General features: G+C 73.6%; 12 protein-coding genes. 5 read left to right on the plus strand and 7 right to left on the minus strand.

The features are described from left to right. Positions 1–355 precede the first annotated feature (355 nt). From ACWEFJ_RS25460 to ACWEFJ_RS25490, 7 genes are all read right to left on the minus strand, one after another. The gene (locus ACWEFJ_RS25460; protein ID WP_449715286.1) at positions 356–940 is read right to left on the minus strand and encodes a TetR/AcrR family transcriptional regulator; all 585 of its coding nucleotides are present in this window, start codon (positions 938–940) and stop codon (positions 356–358) included. 107 nt (positions 941–1,047) lie between these two features. Next, a complete protein-coding gene (locus ACWEFJ_RS25465) occupies positions 1,048–2,022 on the minus strand; it encodes a carotenoid oxygenase family protein (RefSeq protein WP_449715287.1) in 975 nt (324 codons plus the stop codon). 176 nt (positions 2,023–2,198) lie between these two features. Next, positions 2,199–3,737 (minus strand): acyl-CoA carboxylase subunit beta, encoded by a 1,539-nt coding sequence (locus ACWEFJ_RS25470; protein WP_378094938.1) that lies wholly within the window; start codon positions 3,735–3,737, stop codon positions 2,199–2,201. A gap of 65 nt (positions 3,738–3,802) precedes the next feature. Next, entirely contained in the window at positions 3,803–4,819 is a 1,017-nt protein-coding gene (locus ACWEFJ_RS25475) for an SDR family NAD(P)-dependent oxidoreductase (protein WP_378094915.1), read from the minus strand. 33 nt (positions 4,820–4,852) lie between these two features. Beyond that, positions 4,853–5,359 carry a flavin reductase family protein gene (locus tag ACWEFJ_RS25480; protein ID WP_378094913.1) on the minus strand — a complete coding sequence of 169 codons (507 nt, stop codon included), beginning with the start codon at positions 5,357–5,359 and terminating at the stop codon, positions 4,853–4,855. Beyond that, positions 5,356–5,814 carry an acyl-CoA thioesterase gene (locus ACWEFJ_RS25485; protein ID WP_378094911.1) on the minus strand — a complete coding sequence of 153 codons (459 nt, stop codon included), beginning with the start codon at positions 5,812–5,814 and terminating at the stop codon, positions 5,356–5,358. The genes ACWEFJ_RS25480 and ACWEFJ_RS25485 overlap by 4 nt, the downstream gene beginning before the upstream one ends. 1 nt (position 5,815) lies before the next feature. Then, on the minus strand, positions 5,816–11,593 hold the full coding sequence (locus ACWEFJ_RS25490; RefSeq protein ID WP_449715288.1) for an SDR family NAD(P)-dependent oxidoreductase: 5,778 nt from the start codon (positions 11,591–11,593) through the stop codon (positions 5,816–5,818). Between the two features lie 474 nt (positions 11,594–12,067). Between ACWEFJ_RS25490 and ACWEFJ_RS25495 the strand changes: the two genes are divergently transcribed. From ACWEFJ_RS25495 to ACWEFJ_RS25515, 5 genes are all read left to right on the plus strand, one after another. Further along, positions 12,068–13,051 carry a hypothetical protein gene (locus ACWEFJ_RS25495; RefSeq protein ID WP_378097560.1) on the plus strand — a complete coding sequence of 328 codons (984 nt, stop codon included), beginning with the start codon at positions 12,068–12,070 and terminating at the stop codon, positions 13,049–13,051. A 22-nt stretch (positions 13,052–13,073) separates the two neighbouring features. Beyond that, entirely contained in the window at positions 13,074–14,138 is a 1,065-nt protein-coding gene (locus tag ACWEFJ_RS25500) for a cobalamin-independent methionine synthase II family protein (RefSeq protein ID WP_378097563.1), read from the plus strand. Between the two features lie 292 nt (positions 14,139–14,430). Further along, positions 14,431–15,750: an ABC1 kinase family protein gene (locus ACWEFJ_RS25505; RefSeq protein WP_449715289.1), complete on the plus strand. Its 1,320-nt coding sequence runs from the start codon at positions 14,431–14,433 to the stop codon at positions 15,748–15,750. Between the two features lie 7 nt (positions 15,751–15,757). Then, positions 15,758–16,363 (plus strand): carboxymuconolactone decarboxylase family protein, encoded by a 606-nt coding sequence (locus ACWEFJ_RS25510; RefSeq protein ID WP_449715290.1) that lies wholly within the window; start codon positions 15,758–15,760, stop codon positions 16,361–16,363. Continuing rightward, positions 16,360–17,229, plus strand: coding sequence for an SDR family NAD(P)-dependent oxidoreductase (locus ACWEFJ_RS25515; protein WP_449715291.1), 870 nt, complete (start codon positions 16,360–16,362; stop codon positions 17,227–17,229). Before ACWEFJ_RS25510 ends, ACWEFJ_RS25515 begins: the two co-directional genes overlap by 4 nt. The last annotated feature ends 107 nt before the right edge of the window (positions 17,230–17,336 follow it).

Genomic DNA, 17,336 nt, shown 5'->3' on the forward strand with positions numbered 1-17,336 from the left:
GATGGGGACGGATGTCCGCACATTCCCGTAGTCATTCCGACCCAAGCCCTTGACAATTGTTGCGGCAGCCGGTTTGGACCATTCGGTCGAAAGGGGGGCGAATCGCCGCGGAAGTGCGGCGGACGAACCCCGGCCGCCGGCCGACGAACCGGGGCGGCCGGGCGGGCACCGGCGGGCGCGGAGCCGGCGGCGCGAGGCGAACCCGGCGGGACGCGAGACGGACCGGCGGCTGCCGGTGAGCGGGCGCGGCGGCGGACAGCGGGGCGGCGGTGGGCGGCGAACCGGGGCCGGCGCGACGGAGAGCGGGCAGGCCGGCAGAGAGCAGGGGGAAACCCGCGGGCCGCCGGGCGGGGCGTCAGGAGCCGTTCGACCGCGGTGCGGTGGCGAGGACCCGCTCGGCCAGGCGTCGGGCCCGCCGGGCGGGGCCGTCCGGGCCGAAGGACTGACCGGAGGCGTGCACGCCCTCGAAGATCAGCATGAGGTGGTCGGCCAGCTCGGCCGGGTCGTCGACGCCGAGCGCTTCGGCCAGCTCGCCGATCCGGTCGCGCGTCCACGACTTCGCCGCGACGGCGTTGCGGTGCGCGGGCAGCGTGGGCTCCGGGAACTCGGACAGCGACATGAGGAACGCGCACCCGCGGAACTCGGCGGAGGAGACCTCCGCGAACGCGAGGTCGAGCACCGCCAGGATCCGCTCGCGCGGGTCCGGTCCGGCGGACGCGACCGCCGCGCCGAACCGGGCGCGGAAGTCGAGGTCCGCGCGCTCGACGTAGGCGCCGACGAGGTCGTCCTTCGACGCGAACAGGCGGTAGAGGGTGGTGGGCGCGATCCCCGCCTCGGCCGCGACGAGGTCGACGCCGGTGGCCCGGATGCCCTTGCGGTAGAACAGGTCCGCGGCCACCTGGAGGACGTGGGAACGGGTCTCGGCAGCGCTTCGTGGCACGGTTCCCCTCGCCGTCGCGGTGCCAGGGATGGTTCCCTCCAGTTTAGCGCCACCTCGGCGGACCTGCCACGATGCGGCGAGGCGATCAAGGGGCGACCGGCGGGCGCTCAGGACGCCGAAGGGCGGTCGTCGAGCCAGGCGGCGTTGCGCGAGGCGGGCACCGCGAACGGCAGCCGCACGACCGCGACCGCCGGACCGGCCAGGTCGGCGGCGTCCAGCACCAGCACCTCGTCGCCCGCGACCACCACCACCCAGCCGTCGCCCTCCTCCCGGCCGCGCGGCACGAACACCGGCCGACCGGGCGTGGCGGCCAGCTCGCGCCGCCACGTGCAACCGAGCGCCACGTCGTGCCGGACGACCGCGGCGCCCGCCGCGCCGAACACGAACCGGTGCCGACGGCCGGTCCGGCGCTCGTCCACGCCGGCGACGTCCACCGCGGCCAGCTCCACGCGGCGCACCCGGCCGGTGGCGAGGTCGATCACGTGGCGGCGCAGCACGCCCGGCGCCCAGACGGCGTCCACGACCACTCGGCCCAGGTCCTCGTAGGCGTTGACCAGGGAGAGCACCTCGCCCTCGCCGACCTCGAACCAGTCGGGCCGGCCGTAGGCGAGCAGGCCGACGCGCACCGGGCCGCGAGCCGGACCGGAGTACGGGTCGCGCAGGCCGACCAGGTCGGCGGCGCGGCTGTAGCGGGGTGGCGAGTCGAAGACGACGACGAACCGCTCGGTCACCCCGACCGCGCGCATCCGGGGCGCGCCCTCCAGCGGGAACGGCTCGGCGCGCAGCACCCCGCCGCCCTCGTCCGGCATCACGTGCTCGACGTAGCCGAAGCCCTGGTGCGACACGGCCGTGTGCCAGACCTCGCCGTCGAAGACGGGCCGGGCCATCGTGGCCCCGGAGGGCCGGTCGGCGGGCGCGAGCGCGGCCGGGCGCGGCCCGCGGTACCACCGCGCGCCGTCAGGCCCCAGGCGGACGCCGGACACCCCGTACCTGCCGGACCAGACCACCGCACCGCGCAGGTCGACGGGGAGCCGACCCCGCACGACCGGCGACTCCGCGGCTTCCCGTACCGACGCGACCACGCGAACCACCCCGTCCAGGGATTCCATAACACTGTCTTACTACCATTTATAGCGGCGTTATGGAACCTCGTCAAGCCGCTCCGGCACCCTGCGGCAGGTATACCCACCCGGCGTATCGCCCACACGACAACGGCACCCCACCGGGCGGTGGGGTGCCGTTGTCGTCGCGCCGCGGGCTACAGCGGCACGTTGCCGTGCTTGCGCGGCGGGGTGGGCCGGCGCTTGTTCCGCAGCATCGCCAACCCCCGCGCCACCGCGGACCGGGTGTGCGCCGGGTCGATCACGTCGTCGACCAGCCCCCGCTCGGCCGCGTAGTACGGGTGCACGAGCTGTTCCGAGTACTCCGCGAGCAGCTCGGCGCGCAACGCGTCCGGATCGGCGGCGGCGGCCAGCTCCTTGCGGAAGATGACGTTCACCGCGCCCTCCGCGCCCATCACCGCGATCTCGTTGGTGGGCCACGCCAGCGACAGGTCCGTCCCGATGGACCGCGAGTCCATCACGATGTACGCGCCGCCGTACGCCTTGCGCACGATCACCTGGATCCGGGGCACGGACGCCTCGCAGTAGGCGTAGAGCAGCTTGGCCCCGTGCCGGATGACGCCCGCGTGCTCCTGCGCCGTCCCGGGCAGGAACCCGGGCACGTCGACCAGCGACACGAGGGGGATGCCGAAGGCGTCGCAGAACCGCACGAACCGCGCCGCCTTCTGGGACGCCTCGATGTCGAGCACGCCGGCGGACACGATCGGCTGGTTGCCGACCAGGCCGACGACACCGCCGTCGATCCGGCCGAACGCCACGACGACGTTGCGCGCCCAGCCCTCGTGCACCTCGATGAACTCCCCGTCGTCCACCACCTCCGCCATGAGCACGCGCATGTCGTAGGGCTGGTTCGGCTCCACGGGCACGATCGCCGCGAAGTCCGGCCGCACGTCGTCCACCGCGCCCACCGGCTCGTGGGCGGGCGGCGGCTCCAGGTTGTTCGACGGCAGCAGCGACACCAGGTAGCGGACGTCCTCCAGGCACGACTCCTCGTCGTCGTGCACGAACGACGCCACGCCGGACAGCTCGCCGTGCACGGCCGCGCCGCCGAGCTGGTCGTGCGTCACCTCCTCCCCCGACACGGCGTGCACCACGTCCGGTCCCGTCAGGTACATCTGCGCGGTGCCGCGCACCATGAACGTGAAGTCCGCCAACGCGGGCGAGTAGGCCGCGCCGCCCGCCGACGGCCCGAGCACCACGGCGATCTGCGGCACGATCCCGGACGCGGCGACCTGGCGGCGGAAGATGCCGCCGTAGCCGTCCAGCGCCATCACGCCCTCCTGGATCCGCGCGCCGCCGGAGTCGTGCAGCGCGATGATCGGCGAGCCGGTGTCGACGGCCATGTCCATCACCTTGTGGATCTTCGCCGCGTGCGCCTGGCCCAGCGACCCGCCGAAGATGGTGAAGTCCTGCGCGTAGACGAACACGCGCCGGCCGTCGATCGTGCCCGAGCCCGCCACCACGCCGTCGGTGTGCGGGCGGTGCTCGGACACCTTCAGGCCGTGCGCCTGGTGCCGCCGGTACAGCTCGACCTCGGTGAACGAGCCCTCGTCCAGCAGCATCTCCAGGCGCTCGCGGGCGGTGCGCTTGCCCAGCGCGCGTTGCCGGCGCACCGCGTCGGCGTTGGCGACCGCCCGGTCGCGCAGGTCGTCGTTGCGCTCCCGGAGCAGCGCCATCGTGCGCGGGGGCAGCTCCGGCCGGATGTCCGCGTGCCCGTTGACCCGGTCGATCCCTGAAGTCGTCATCGTCGTCCCGCCTGGCGTTCGGTCAGCGCCCCGGTGTCGACCAGCCACCGCACCGTGTCGGTGACCGTGTCGGCGAACGGGCGGGGCTTCAGGTCGAGCGTGCTCGCGGCCGGGTCGACCCGGACCGCCGCGCCGACCGTGGCGATCGCCCCGTACTCGGCGGGGAGGTGCCACGGCCAGGCCGGCTGCACCAGGTCGACGAACCGGCCGACGGGCGTCATCAGCGCCGGGGGCAGGAACACCGCGGGCAACGCGCGCCCGGTGGCCTGCCTGATCCCCTCGACGTACTCGCGCGTGGTGAGGTAGCGCCCGGGGCCGAAGTGCCGCCCCGGGGGCTCGGCGGCGTCCGGGCCCAGCAGCGCCACGTGCAGCGCCGCCGTGTCCCGCACGTCGCCGATCTGCAGGCCGCCCGCGGGCCACATCGGCATGATCCCGCGCAGCGTGTTGCGCAGCCGGTCGGTCTGGTCGCCGAACTTCGGGTCGTGCGGCCCGAGGAGGGCCGGCGGGTAGCTCACGACCACCGGCGCCCCCTCGTCCTGGTGCCGCCGCGCGATGGCCTCCGACGCGGCCTTGGTGGCCGCGTACGGCTCGCGCGTCGTGCCGACGGGCGAGTCCTCGCGGATGACCCGCACGCCCGGCGTGAACAGCGCCGCGATGCTGGACACGTGGACGATCCGACCGGCGCCGGCCCGGCGGGCGGCGCCGAGCACCACCTCCGTGCCGCGGGCGTTGGTGCGCAGCATCTCCGCCCTCCTGCGCCGGTCGAACGAGTACACCGACGCCGCGTGCACGACGGCGTCCGCGCCGCGCACCGCCGCGGCGACCGACCGCTCGTCGGTCACGTCCCCGACGACGACGTCCACCGCGTCGGGTGGCACCTCCAGCGGCCGGGTGGCGGCGGCCACCGCGTTCGCGTCCCGGACCAGCAGTCGGACCCGGTGCCCGGCCCGGACCAGCTCCGCCGCCGTGTGCGAGCCGACCAGACCGGTACCGCCCGTGACGGTCACCAGCATGTGCACTCCTCCCGAGGTGTGGGGAACCCGACGTCAGACCCGGTGGAACGCGCTGCCGTAGAACAGCAGCGCCCGGGCGTCCGCGCCCCGGCTGCACGCGAGCACCCGGCCGACGAAGATCGTGTGGTCCCCGCCGTCGTGGGACCGCACCAGCTCGCACTCCAGCCAGGCCAGCGACCCGTTCAGCAGCGGCGCGGCGCTGTGCCGGCCCTCGACCCAGTCGACCGCGTCGAACTGCTCGGGCCCCAGCGGGCGGCGCTTGTCGGCGAAGTACTTCGCGGTGTCCCGCTGGTCCGCGCCCATGATCGACACGCCGAAGCGCCCGGTCTTGGCGATGGCGTCGTGCATCACCGCGGAGTGGGCGATGCACACGAGCACGAGCGGCGGGTCGAGCGACACCGAGGTGAACGCGTTGGCCGTCATGCCGTGGATGTGCTCACCGCCGACCGTCAACACCGTCACGCCGGTCGCGAACAGGGACATGGCGTCCCGCAGCGACGTCTCCTCCATCGTGGTGGCGGCCTCGTACACGGTCGTCACACCCCCTGGCCGGCGCGGGCGAGCACCGGGGCCCCGGCGTAGGGCGCGAGCGCCTTGCGCAGGTCCTCCGGCACCCGGGACGGCACCGTGTTGGTGTTCGGGCCGCGCATGCACGCGATCCGCTGCCTGCCCTTGGCGACCAGGACCTCCTGGCCGCCGGTGACCTTGACGTAGTCGAAGGCGAACTGGACCTGGGTCTGGGTCAGCTCCTCCAGCCGCATCCGCACCGACAGCTCGTCGAAGAGGGTGATCTCGGAGAAGAACTCGCACTCGACCTTGAGGGTGAACAGCTTGAGGTCGTCCTGGAGGTCGCGGAGCACGCTCGGCGCGTTCTCCTTGAGGAACATCTCCCGGCACCGGCCCTGCCACCGCAGGTAGTTCACGTAGTACACGTTGCCGACGAGGTTGGTCTCCTCGAACCCGACCGTGTGGCGGATCTCGTAGTAGTTCGACACGTCAGTCCTCCTTGCCGACGAGCACCGTGAACACCACCGGCTCGGGCCGGTCGTTGAGGGTGGTCACCCAGGTGGCGACCTTGGCGTCGCCGGTCGACAGCACGGCCCAGCCGTCGGGGTGCACCCGGTCGACGGTGAGCGCCTGCGTGGTGGAGCCGGTCTTGCGCAGGCACTCCAGCGCGCCCCACACCCGCGTGCCCGCCACGGCGGCCGTCTCGCCCGCCTCGGCGGCGAGCAGGTCGCGCACGCCGATCAGGTCGGCGCCGAGCAGGTCCACCCAGTCCTCCTCCGCTCGGGCCGCGGCCGACTCGACGTCCACGCCGACCGTGCCGCCCGCCGCGGCCACCGCGAACGTGACGCCCGCGCTGTGCGAGGCGGACACCGCCGCGCCGTCGACCTCGGGCTTGCCGTCGAGCCGGTACCGCACGTCGACCGGCCGGTCGAGCGCCCGGCTCAGCGCGAGCGCGGTCTGCGCGCGGCGCTCCGGCGTGACGCCGGCCGGGTCGGGCTCGACCACGACCGCGCGGCTGCCGCCCAGCACCCGCTCCAGCGAGCGCTCCAGGTAGGAGCCGAGCATGGTGGGCGTCCACGGGCCCGCGCCGTCGCGCTTGCGCACGGCCCGCAGCACCAGGCCCTCCCACCGCTCGACGAGCCGGCCGCCGGGGTCGCGCACGTCGAGGTCGTAGGTGTAGCTGTCACCGTCCTGCGACCGCTCCCGCGCGTCCAGCACGACGTACTCGGTGAGCTGGTCGACCGGCGCGGCCAGGTACAGCCGCTCGACGCTCTGCGGCAGCAGCGTCGCGTCGGGGACGCAGCACTGGATGGCGTGCATCATCACGTCGCGCGTGCCGGGGTCGGCCAGCATCCGGTCCTGCGGCAGGAACGGGGCGAACCAGGAGGCGACGGAGGTCGTGGCGACCTCGGCCACCGCGTGCCGGGCGCTCGCCCGCCGGTAGCCCTGCAACCGCTGGAACCGCTTGCCCTGGAACAGGACGCTGCCGTACAGCTCGGTGACCGGGTCCACCGGCACCAGCGGCAGCACGGGCGCGGCGTCGACCACGTCGCCGGGGATCGCCGGGCGCGGGAACCGCAGCCTGGCCCGGAAGTGGTCGGCGGAGAACCCGGTGTCCTCGGCCCGGATCGCCACGTCCACGGTCCCGGCGTCGCGGGCCAGCGCGGCGATCCGCACGGTCAGCGAGCCGCCCGGCCGCACGACCACCGGCCGCAGGAACTCCACGTCCTCCAGCAGCGGCGGCGCGTCGTGCCCGGTGAGGGCGACGGCCACCTGGGTCATGGCCTCCATGCCGAGGACCGCCGGGAACAGCAGGTCGCCCTCCAGCAGGTGGTCGCCCAGGTACGGGTCGCTGCCGTCGGACAGGTCGGCCTCGGTGACCAGCTCGACCGACGGGTAGTGGACCAGGACGCGGTCCACGAACCGGGCCAGCGGCAGCTCGGTGCGCGCCATCTCCAGCGTGGGCAGGCCCGCCGCGCGGCCGGAGACCACGAGCACGGGGCCCACGGACGGGTCGGCCAGCACCTCGCGCAGCACCGCGAGGCCCGCGTCGGTGGAGATCGGCGTGATGCCGTCGCGCATCAGCGCCTCGACCACGCCCAGCCGCTCGCCCATGCCCGCGCCGGACCAGACCGACCACTCCAGGGCCAGCACCCGCGCCCGCGGGTGCCGCTCGCCGAACTCGACGGTCAGCTCGGACATCCAGTCGTTCGCGGTGGAGTAGTGCGCCTCGCCGCGCAGGCCGGCCCGGCCGATGATGCTGCCGAACGTGACCAGGAGCTTGATCCGCTCCCCATCCACGGCGTCGAGCACGGCGCGCAGGCCCGCGACCTTCGGCGCGAGCGTGGCCCGGAAGTCCTCTTCGGACAGACCGGTCAGCGCCTTCGGCTCGTTGCGGCCCGCGCCGTGCAGCACGGCGGTCACCTCGCCCAGTTCGGCGCGGAACCCCGCCACCGCGGCGGCGACCTGCTCGGCCGAGGTCACGTCGGCCCGCTCGTAGCGGTGCCGGATGCCCGCCGCGGCCATCCGGGCCAGGTTGGCCGCCAGCTCCGGGTCGGCGGCCGGGTCGGCGCGGCCGATCAGCGCGAGCGACGCGCCCGAGTCGGCGGCCATCGCGATGGCGCACTCGGCCGTGATGCCCTTGCCGCCGCCGGTCACCAGCAGCACGTCGTCGGGGCCCAGCGGGGTGGAGCCGGGCTCGACCCCGCCCGACACCGCCCGCAGCACCGGCACGGTCCGCACGCCGTCGGCGTCGTAGCGGGCCTGCGAGAAGCCGGTCGTGGCCGCGACCTCGGCCGCCACCCGCCGCACCGCGTCGGTGTCGTCGGCCAGGTCGACCAGCGTCACCGGGATGTGCGGCGCCTCCAGGTGCAGCGTGCGGGCCAGGCCGGACGCGCCCAGCCGGTGCTGCACGACCGCGAGCCGGCGGCCGGTGGCGAGCACGTCGCGCGCGGCCTCCAGGAACAGGCCGACGTGCGCGTCGCCGCCCTCCGGCGGCAGCAGCAGGAGCACGCCGTCGCCGGGCAGGCCGGCCTTCAGCGGCTCGGCGAGCGCATGCCCCTCGGGCGCGTAGACGGTCCACTCCCCCGTCGCGCCCGGCGCCGCGCCGACCAGCTCGCGCTCGACGTGCTCGACCAGGAACGGCCGCACCCACGGCGCGACACCCGGCACCTCGCCGTGGTCGCGTTCCGCGGCGTGCGCGGTGTCGGCGAGGTTGTCGATCAGCTCGGCCAGCTCGCCCATCCGCACGGTGGCGAAATTGGTCGTGCCCTCCAGGGCGGGCCGGCCCAGGGTGCGGGTGACCTCGTTGACGAGCTGGCCGACCGTGATGGAGCTGAGGTGCAGGTCGTCCAACGGGTGGGTGTGCGCGGTGATGGCCTCCAGCGGCAGCTCCACGCGCTGCGCGGCCAGCCGGCGCAGCAGTTCCAGCGTGGACTCGCCGTCGGGGGTCGTCGCGCCCGCCGAGGGCTGGGGCACCCCGGCGGGCGCGACCGCACCGCCCGACCCGTCCGGCCCGGCCGACAGCAGGGACGGGTCGAGGGCGGGAGCCGTCTCGCACGGGCTGGCGAGGAACGTCATCTCCCCGTCCAGCGGCAGGTCGCGGACGACCCGGTCGGCGAACAGGGCCTCCGTGCGGATGTCGCCGCCCAGCACGTGGGTCGCGGCGACGACGGTCAGCAGCGACGTCAGCGACGCGCTGTCGGTGTCGACCGAGAGCACGGGCTTGTCGGGCGCGATCTCCTCGACCAGGCCGGTGAGCACGCGGCCGGGGCCGACCTCGACGACCAGGTCGGTGGCGGCGGCGGCCTTGGCGGCGGCCTCGTGGAACCGCACGGGGAGGGTGATCTGGTCGCGCAGCAGCGCGCGCAGGTCCGTGCCGGCCTCCAGCACGTCACCGGTGACGGTGGAGTGCACCGGCCGGATCAGCCGGCCGAAGTCGAAGTCGACCAGCCGTTCCGCCATGGCCTCGGCCGCGGGCGACACCAGCGGCGAGTGGAACGCGTGCGAGACGTTGATGCGGGTGGCCTGCACGCCTTCGGCCCGCGCCACCGCGCACACCCGGTCCACGGCCTCGGCGGGCCCGGACAGCACGGTCTGGGACGGGCCGTTGAAGCCCGCGATCACGACGTCCTCGCCGGCGGCCAGTTCCAGCGCCCGCTCCGGGGTCGTGGCCAGGCCCGCCATCGCGCCGCCGCCCCGGCTCGCGCCCGCCATGACGCGGCCGCGCTCGGCGGCCAGCGACAGCACCCGGTTGGCGTTGATCGCGCCGCCCCAGTGCACGGCGGTCAGCTCGCCGAGGCTGTGCCCGACGGCCGTGTGCGCCTCGACGCCCAGCTCGCGCAGCACCTTCAGCGCGGCGAGGGAGCCCGCGACGATGCGCGGCTGCGCCACCTCCGTGGCGACCTGGTCGCCGTCGGTCGGCAGGTTCGCCGACGCGAACACCTCCTCGGCGACCGGGAAGCGGCGGCGGATGGCGCCGACCGCGCCCCGGCCCGAGCCCTGGCCCGGGAACAGGAACGCCAGGCGCGGCGCGGACGCCCGGTCGTCCAGGAACACGCCGTCCGCGACGTCGAAGGCGGTCGTGCCCTCGGCCACCGCGGCGACCAGCTTCGCGACCTTGCGCTCGGCCTCCTCGGGCGTGCGGGCCACGACCGCGCCGCGCAGCGACGCGCCGGTCAGCCGCGCGGCCAGGGCCGCCGCCAGGTCGCCCAGCTCGGCGAACGCGAGCTTCGGCAGCAGCGCGGCGACCTCGGCCAGGCGGTCCTTGAGCGCGGTGCGGTCCGGCGCGTCGAACAGCAGCACCTCGGCGTCCTGGCGACCGGCGACCAGCGCCCTGGTCCGGGCGTCGAGGCGTGCGCGCCGGGGCGCGTCCGGCGCGGCCTCCAGCGCGATGTGGGTGTTGATGCCGCCGAAGCCCATGGCCGACACGCCGGCGCGCACCGGGCGGTCCTCCGGCCACAGCTCGGCCTCCGAGGGCACGTACATCACCGCGTTGTCGGCGGTCAGCTTCGGGTGCGGGTCGTAGTGGCCGGTGCCCGGCGGGATGACCTGGTGGTGCACGGCGAGCGTCGCCTTGATCAGCCCGGCGACCCCGGCCGCGGCCTTGGTGTGCCCGAAGTTGCCCTTGACGGTGCTCAGCGCGGCGGGCCGGGCGTCGGGGTCGGCGGCGCGGCGGGCCGAGGAGAGGGCCTCGATCTCCGTCTCGTCGCCCAGCGCCGTGCCCGTGCCGTGGCCCTCGAAGTAGGACACGGTCTCCAGGCCGTAGCCGGCGCGGCCGTAGGCGCGGTGCAGGGCGAGGCGGTGGCCGTCGGCCTCGGGCCGGGTGATGCCGCCTTTGCCGTCCGACGAGACGCCCCAGCCCGCGATCGTGGCGTAGACGCGCAGGTCCCGGGCGATCGCGTCGTCCTCGCGCATCAGCACCAGCGAGCCCGCGCCCTCGCCCGGCCAGAAGCCGTTGGAGTTCTTGTCGTAGACCTTCATCACGTCCTTGGCCAGCGCGCCGGTCTTGGCGAAGCCGATGACCTCGAACGGGTCGATGGACAGGTCGACGCCGCCCGCGATGGCCACGTCCATGTCGCCCTCGACCAGCGACTTGGCGGCCGTGGCGACGGACAGCAGCGAGGAGGAGCACGCGCCGTCCACGGTGTAGCCGCCGCCGCGCAGGTCGAAGTAGTTGCAGATGCGGCCCGCGATCGTGTTGGCCAGGCCGCCCGCCAGGGTGTCCTCGTTGATCTCCGGGAACGGCGCCTTGTACCGCACCTCCAGCTCGCCCAGGAAACCCGCCACCTCGTCGTCGGGCCAGCCCTTGGCGGTCAGCGCGGCGGCGACCGTGCGCCGCACGTACGGCCAGCGCAGCCGCATGACGTTCGCCCGGGAGAACTCGCCGGTGAGGCTGTTGCCCAGCACCACGCCGGTGGTCTGCTTCGGCAGTCCCTCGCCGTCCGGGAAACCCGCGTCGGCCAGCGCCCGGGCGGTCACGTCCAGCGCGAGCCAGTGCGTCATGTCCGTGGAGCGGAACGTGCTGCCGGCCACGCGGTAGCGGACCCGGTCGAACTCGAAGTCGCGCAGCACCGCCGCCTTCGAGGCGTAGAAGCGGTCCGGTGCTTCGGGGTCCGGGGAGTAGTAGTCCGCCTGGTTCATCCGCTCGTCGGGCAGCCTGCGGAAGGCCCGACGACCGGCCAGGACGTTTTCCCACAGTTCCCCGGTGGAACTGGCATCGGGGTAGCGCAGGCCGATGCCGACGATTGCGATCCGCTCACTGCTCATGCTTTCACCGTCTTTGCGGACATCGGGGGTTCGGGAGGTTCGCAAATGCCGTCGCGCGGCAAATACGACAAACACGCACGGCACTTCGGAAAATGTGCGCAAGGTCAGCGTGCACGACCGCCCGACCGCGTTGCTTCTCCGATTTTGCCCTGCTGACCTGCGCTTTTGCATAACAGCGTGATCCGTATTTCGCCGCAGCGCCCGGCCACTTCCGCGCCCGCGCGCGACCCGCCGCCCACCAGCGCACACCCGGCCACCCGGACGCGGCGCGGGAACCCGGGGGCTGTTCGGCCCGCCGAGCGCGCACACCCGGCCACCGGAACCCGGCACGGGAACCAAGGGCCGTTCGGCCCGACAACTGCGCACAGCGGAAGAAGGAATCGAAGCATCACACTGGGATGCTTTGCCTGCCCCACGGGGCACTGGCCGCCGGGGCTCCGGTCGGCCGACCCGGATGCTCGGGAGAGGGAACACATGGCGCGCAGCGGCACCAACCAGTTACCCCGTCAGGACTCCATCAGGGCGGGCGTCGCCACCTCGACGTTCGTCACCGGCGTGTTCCCGCGGCGGCGCGGTCTCGTCGTCCTGCTCAGCTCGCTCGCGGGCTTCCTGCTCACCGTGGTGTGGTCGGCGCAGTTCGTGGACTCCACGATCGGCGACACCGTGGCGAACACGCTGCTCGGCCACGACGCCAAGGAGACGCCGATCGAGGGCATCGCGGCGGGCATCGCGTTCGCGTTCGTCAGCGGCATCGCGGGCACGTTCACCGCGTGCAACATCGCCGCGTTCGGCGCGGTCGCGCCGATGCTGGGCGCCACCGGGACGCGGTGGGCGAAGTTCGTCACCACGCTCAAGCCGATCGGGTGGCTCGCGGTCGGCATGGTCCCGGTGTCCGCGCTGTACGGCGTGCTGGTGGGCATCGTCGGCACGCGCATGCCGCAGTTCTCCACCGCCGCCACCGCGCCCGGCACGCTCAACGGCCGCAGCGTGCAGTCGCTGATCGTGTTCGGCGTCATCGGGCTGGTGATGCTCTACCTGGGGCTGGCCGCGCTCGGCCTGGTGCGCGACCCGTTCCGCAAGATCGCCCGGCGGTTCCCGAACGCGCCGATGGTGTTCATGGGCGTGCTCATCGGCGGGTTCCTCATCGGACGCCCGTTCGGGCTATTCCGGCAGATGTTCCGTGACGCTGCGGAGAGCCACAATCCCCTGTACGGGGCTGCCGCGTTCACCCTCCAGTCGGTAGGCAACATCATCATCATGGCCCTACTGTTCCTCGCGCTGGCGTACTTCACCGGCGGCCGTTTGCAGCGGTGGCTGTCCGCCGATCCGGCGCGGATCGCCACCGTGACGGCCGTCGCCCTGATCGTCGCCGGTGTCTTCACGTTCATGTACTGGGACATCCGGCTCCTGGCCCGGCGGGAGATCATCCCGTGGTACCCGACGGCGCCGTGGGCCTGATCACGGCGAGGGGAACGACGACATGGGGATCCCGACCGAACCGATCGGCAGCGTGCCGAGGCCCGAGGAGCTGGTCCAGGGCTTCACCGACCACGCGGAGGGGCGCATCGACGCCGCCGCGCTGCGGGAGCTGACCGACAAGGCGCTGGCCGACACGGTCGGCCGGTTCGAGGCCACCGGCTCGCCGGTGGTCACCGACGGCGAGCAGGACAAGCCGAGCTTCCTGACCTACCCGGTGGCGGGCATACCCGACCTGGCCCCCGGCGGGGCGGTGGTGCCGTTCGCCGACGGCCACACCCGGGAGCTGCCGGTGCTCACGAGCGGGCCGTTCCGCTACACCGCGCACGCCGTGGACCTGCTGCGCGCCGCGCAGCGGCTCACGTCGCTGCCGGTGAAGCAGCCGGTGATCGCGCCGTCGGCGCTGAGCCTGCTCTACCCGGCGGACGGCATCGACGGGTACCCGCGCGAGCGGTTCCTCGCGGACCTGGTCGACGAGACCGAGGCCGACATCCGGGCGTGCCTGGAGGCGGGCGCGGCCGTGGTGCAGCTCGACTTCACCGAGGGGCGGCTGTCGCTCAAGCTCGACCCGTCGGGCGGGCTGCTGCGCGACTTCGTGGCGCTCAACAACGCCGTGCTGGAGCGGTTCTCCGCCGAGGAGCGCGCCAGGATCGGCGTGCACACCTGCCCCGGCGGCGACCAGGACTCCACGCACAGCGCGGACGTGGACTACGCCGACCTGCTGCCGGACCTGTTCCGCATCAAGGCCGGCCGGTTCTACGTGCAGCTGGCGAGCGAGCCCGACCGCGAGCGGGTGCTGCGGATCATCGCGGAGCACCTGCCCGCCGACGCGCTCGTCTTCGTCGGCGTCACCGACCCGATCGACCCGCGGGTGGAGACGGCCGAGGAGGTGCGCGACCGGGTGCTGGAGGCGGCCCGGTTCATCCCGGTCGACCGGTTGGGCACGTGCGACGACTGCGGGTTCGCCCCGTTCGCCGACGACACGTCCACCTCCCGTGACACCGCGTTCGCCAAGATCGCCGCACGCGTGCGCGGCACGCGCCTGGCCGAGGAGGCGCTGGGCCTCTGACGACGCCGCGACGCCGGCGCAGCCCACCGCGGCTGCGCCGGCGTCGTCGTTCCCGGGCACCCCCGTTCGCGCGGAGCGGACCGCCACCGTCCACACCGGACCGGGGTGGAGAGCAAGCCACGAGAAGAAGCGCCCCTATCCGTAACGGTGTAATGCATCAGGGTCGGCGCGCCGTCCCCGAGTGACCGCCCCGGCGGGGCACGGAGGGAGTAGTCGGCGCGTCCCCGGCATCGACACGATCGGGACGGGCGGTGACGCGCCGCCCCGCCGAATCGCACGACAGGGGGCGAGGATGACCACGACCACCGGCCGCCTGGCGCGGCTGCCCGGACTGGTGCTGCGGTGCGCCCGGGTCGGCGTCATCGTGTTCGGCTACGGCCTGGTCATCGCGGGCTCCGCGGTCGGCGCGCGGCTGCGGGGCTCGCCCGACGGGCGCGGCCTGCGCGACGGCGACCGGTGGGTCCGGATGCTGACCCGGCTCGGCCCGTCGTACATCAAGATCGGGCAGTTGCTGAGCACGCGGCGCGACCTGCTGCCCGACGAGGTGACCGTGCCGCTCGCCCGGCTCACCGACGGCGCCCGGCCGCCGGGCAGGCGGCGGATCGAGCGCGCCGTCCGGCACGCCTACCGCGATCGGCCCTGGCCGTTCCGCGAGTTCGGGTGGACCCCGGTCGCCGCCGGCAGCATCGCGACCGTCCACGAAGCGGTCACGGTGGACGGTCGCCGGGTCGCGGTGAAGGTGCGGCGACCGGGCATCGAACGCGTGATGTGGCAGGATTTCACCCTGACCTCCGCGGCGATGCGGGCGTTGGGCCTGCTGCCCAGGCTGCGCCGGATGCCGTTCAAGCTCATGCACGGCCAGGTCGGCGGCGCGATCCTGCGCCAACTCGACTTCGAGGCCGAGGCCAGGTCCCTGACCGCCCTGCGGGCCAACATGACCGGCGCCGCCGGCAAGGTCACCATCCCCGCGCCGGTGCCCGAGCTGTGCACGCCCGAGATCGTCGTCATGGACTTCATCGGCGACCTCAGGCGCTTCGAGCCGGGCGAGCTGGACGGCGACACCCGCCGCTCGGTCCAGCGGGCCGTGCTGGGCACGGTGTACGAGATGCTGTTCATCGACGGCCTCGTCCACTGCGACCTGCACCCCGGCAACCTGTACTTCGACCTCAACGCCGACCTGGTGATGCTGGACGCCGGCTTCGTCATCCGGCTGCCGGACCCCGTCCGCCGCTCGTTCGCGGACTTCTTCATCAACATGGCGATGGGCGACGGCTGGTCGTGCGCCCAGATCGTCATCGAGAGCGCGGCCGAGGTCGCCGACGACTGCGACCTGGACGGGTTCCGCGCCGCGCTCGGCGAGCTGGTGGCGGAGACCTCGGGCGCCAAGTCCGGCGAGTTCGACCTGGCCCGCTTCGCCGGCCGCCTGTTCGACCTGCAACGGCGGTTCGGCCTGTTCCCCGCGCCGGAGTTCGCCTTCCCGCTGCTCTCGCTGCTGGTCATCGAGGGCATGATCAAGGGCTTCGACTCCGACCTCGACTTCCAGGCCGAGGCCATCCCCGTCCTGCGCCGCCGCAACATCCCCCGTGACGCCCCATCCGCAGTCGAAAGGTGAGTCGAGCATGGACGCAACCACCTACGTCCGGGTCCCGCTGGTCGAGGAGGGTCAGGCCGAGGGCCGCCTCGCCGAGCTGTACGCCGACATCAAGAGCAGCACCAACCTGCCCTTCGTGCCGGACATGTTCCGCCTGATGTCCACGCGACCCGACCTGCTCGAAGGCGTGGTGGCGGGCTACAAGGGCATGTTCATCACCGGCGTCATGCCGCGGCAGACGCGCGAGCTGATCGCCGCGTGGACGTCGAAGGTCAACGAGTGCCCGTACTGCGTCGGCACGCACAACTTCTTCTTCCAGGCGTTCGGCGGCCCGCAGGAGACGGCCAAGGCCGTCGAGTCCGCGGGCAGCGTGGAGGACCTGCCGGTGGACGAGCGCACCAAGGTGCTGCTGCGCCTGCTGACCAAGCTCTCCAAGGAGGCGTACAGGATCACCGACGCCGACTGGCAGGTGGCGCTGGACGCCGGGTGGTCCACCGACGAGCTGCTGGAGGGGTTCTTCATCGCCGGCATGTTCAACTTCATCACGCGCATGGTGGACGGCCTGGGCCTCGGCATGTCGGTCGCGGCGAGCCGCGTGTCGCAGCAGGAGGTCCCCACCGGAGGTGAGGGGTGACCGGGTCGCGCGCGGTCCTGATCACCGGCGTGAACTCCTCGGGCGGCCTGTCCTCCGGCACCGGCCGCGCCACCGCGCTGCGGTTGCACCGCGCCGGCTGGCCGGTCTACGCCACCGGGCGCAACCTGGAGGGCCTCAAGGACCTCGCCGACGAGGGCGTCACGACGCTCCGGGTGGACGTCACCGACGAGGAGTCGATGGCCGCCGCGGTGCAGCGCGTGACCGAGGACCACGGCGCCGTCGGCGTCCTGGTCAACAACGCCGCGTACAGCCTCAACGGCACCATCGGCGAGACGCCGATCGACCAGGTCCGCCGCCAGTTCGAGACGAACCTCTTCGGCCTGTCCCGGATGACGCAGCTCGTGCTGCCCGGCATGCGCGAGCAGCGGTCCGGCCGGATCGTCATGATGTCGTCGATCTTCGGCCTGTTCGCCACCCCGGGCCGGGGCTACTACCAGGCCACCAAGCACGCCCTGGAGGCCATCAGCGACTCCCTGCGGCTCGAGGTGAAGCCGTGGGGCATCAAGGTGGTCATCATCGAGCCGTCGCCGGTGCTGGGCTCGTTCGTGCCCACCACGGTCGGCGACCTGGAGCTGTCCACCGACAGCGACCTGTACGCCGACTTCTGGGAGCGCTTCGTGGTCTGGCACGGCGCCTACCGCGAGGTGGACCACCCCAAGGGCCGGGGCCGCACCGCGGTGCGGTCGGGCACGGTCGCCGAGACGATCGAGAAGGCGATCACCGCGCCGAACCCGAAGATCCGCTACCGGCTCGGCCTGCCGACGCACCTGCTGAAGCCCCAGCGGGCCATCTTCGGCGACCGGGCCTGGGAGCTGTTCGTCACCAAGTTCTTCCCGCAGCCCTGACGCTCCCCCACGGCGAAGCGGCGGCACGCCGACGCCGACCGCGCGGTGGTCGTCGTGGTCGACGCGGACGGGCGGCCCGCGCCGAACTGCCTGGACGTGTGCGCGGC

The sequence above is a fragment of the Actinosynnema sp. NPDC004786 genome, assembly GCF_053601135.1.

Excerpts from the sequence above, each read along its gene's own strand:
- ACWEFJ_RS25490 (WP_449715288.1), bottom strand. The coding sequence starts at position 11,593 with ATGAGCAGTGAGCGGATCGCAATCGTCGGCATCGGCCTGCGCTACCCC.
- ACWEFJ_RS25470 (WP_378094938.1), bottom strand. The coding sequence starts at position 3,737 with ATGGCGCTGCTCCGGGAGCGCAACGACGACCTGCGCGACCGGGCGGTC.
- ACWEFJ_RS25510 (WP_449715290.1), top strand. The coding sequence starts at position 15,758 with ATGGACGCAACCACCTACGTCCGGGTCCCGCTGGTCGAGGAGGGTCAG.
- ACWEFJ_RS25505 (WP_449715289.1), top strand. The coding sequence starts at position 14,431 with ATGACCACGACCACCGGCCGCCTGGCGCGGCTGCCCGGACTGGTGCTG.
- ACWEFJ_RS25500 (WP_378097563.1), top strand. The coding sequence starts at position 13,074 with ATGGGGATCCCGACCGAACCGATCGGCAGCGTGCCGAGGCCCGAGGAG.
- ACWEFJ_RS25495 (WP_378097560.1), top strand. The coding sequence starts at position 12,068 with ATGGCGCGCAGCGGCACCAACCAGTTACCCCGTCAGGACTCCATCAGG.
- ACWEFJ_RS25475 (WP_378094915.1), bottom strand. The coding sequence starts at position 4,819 with ATGCTGGTGACCGTCACGGGCGGTACCGGTCTGGTCGGCTCGCACACG.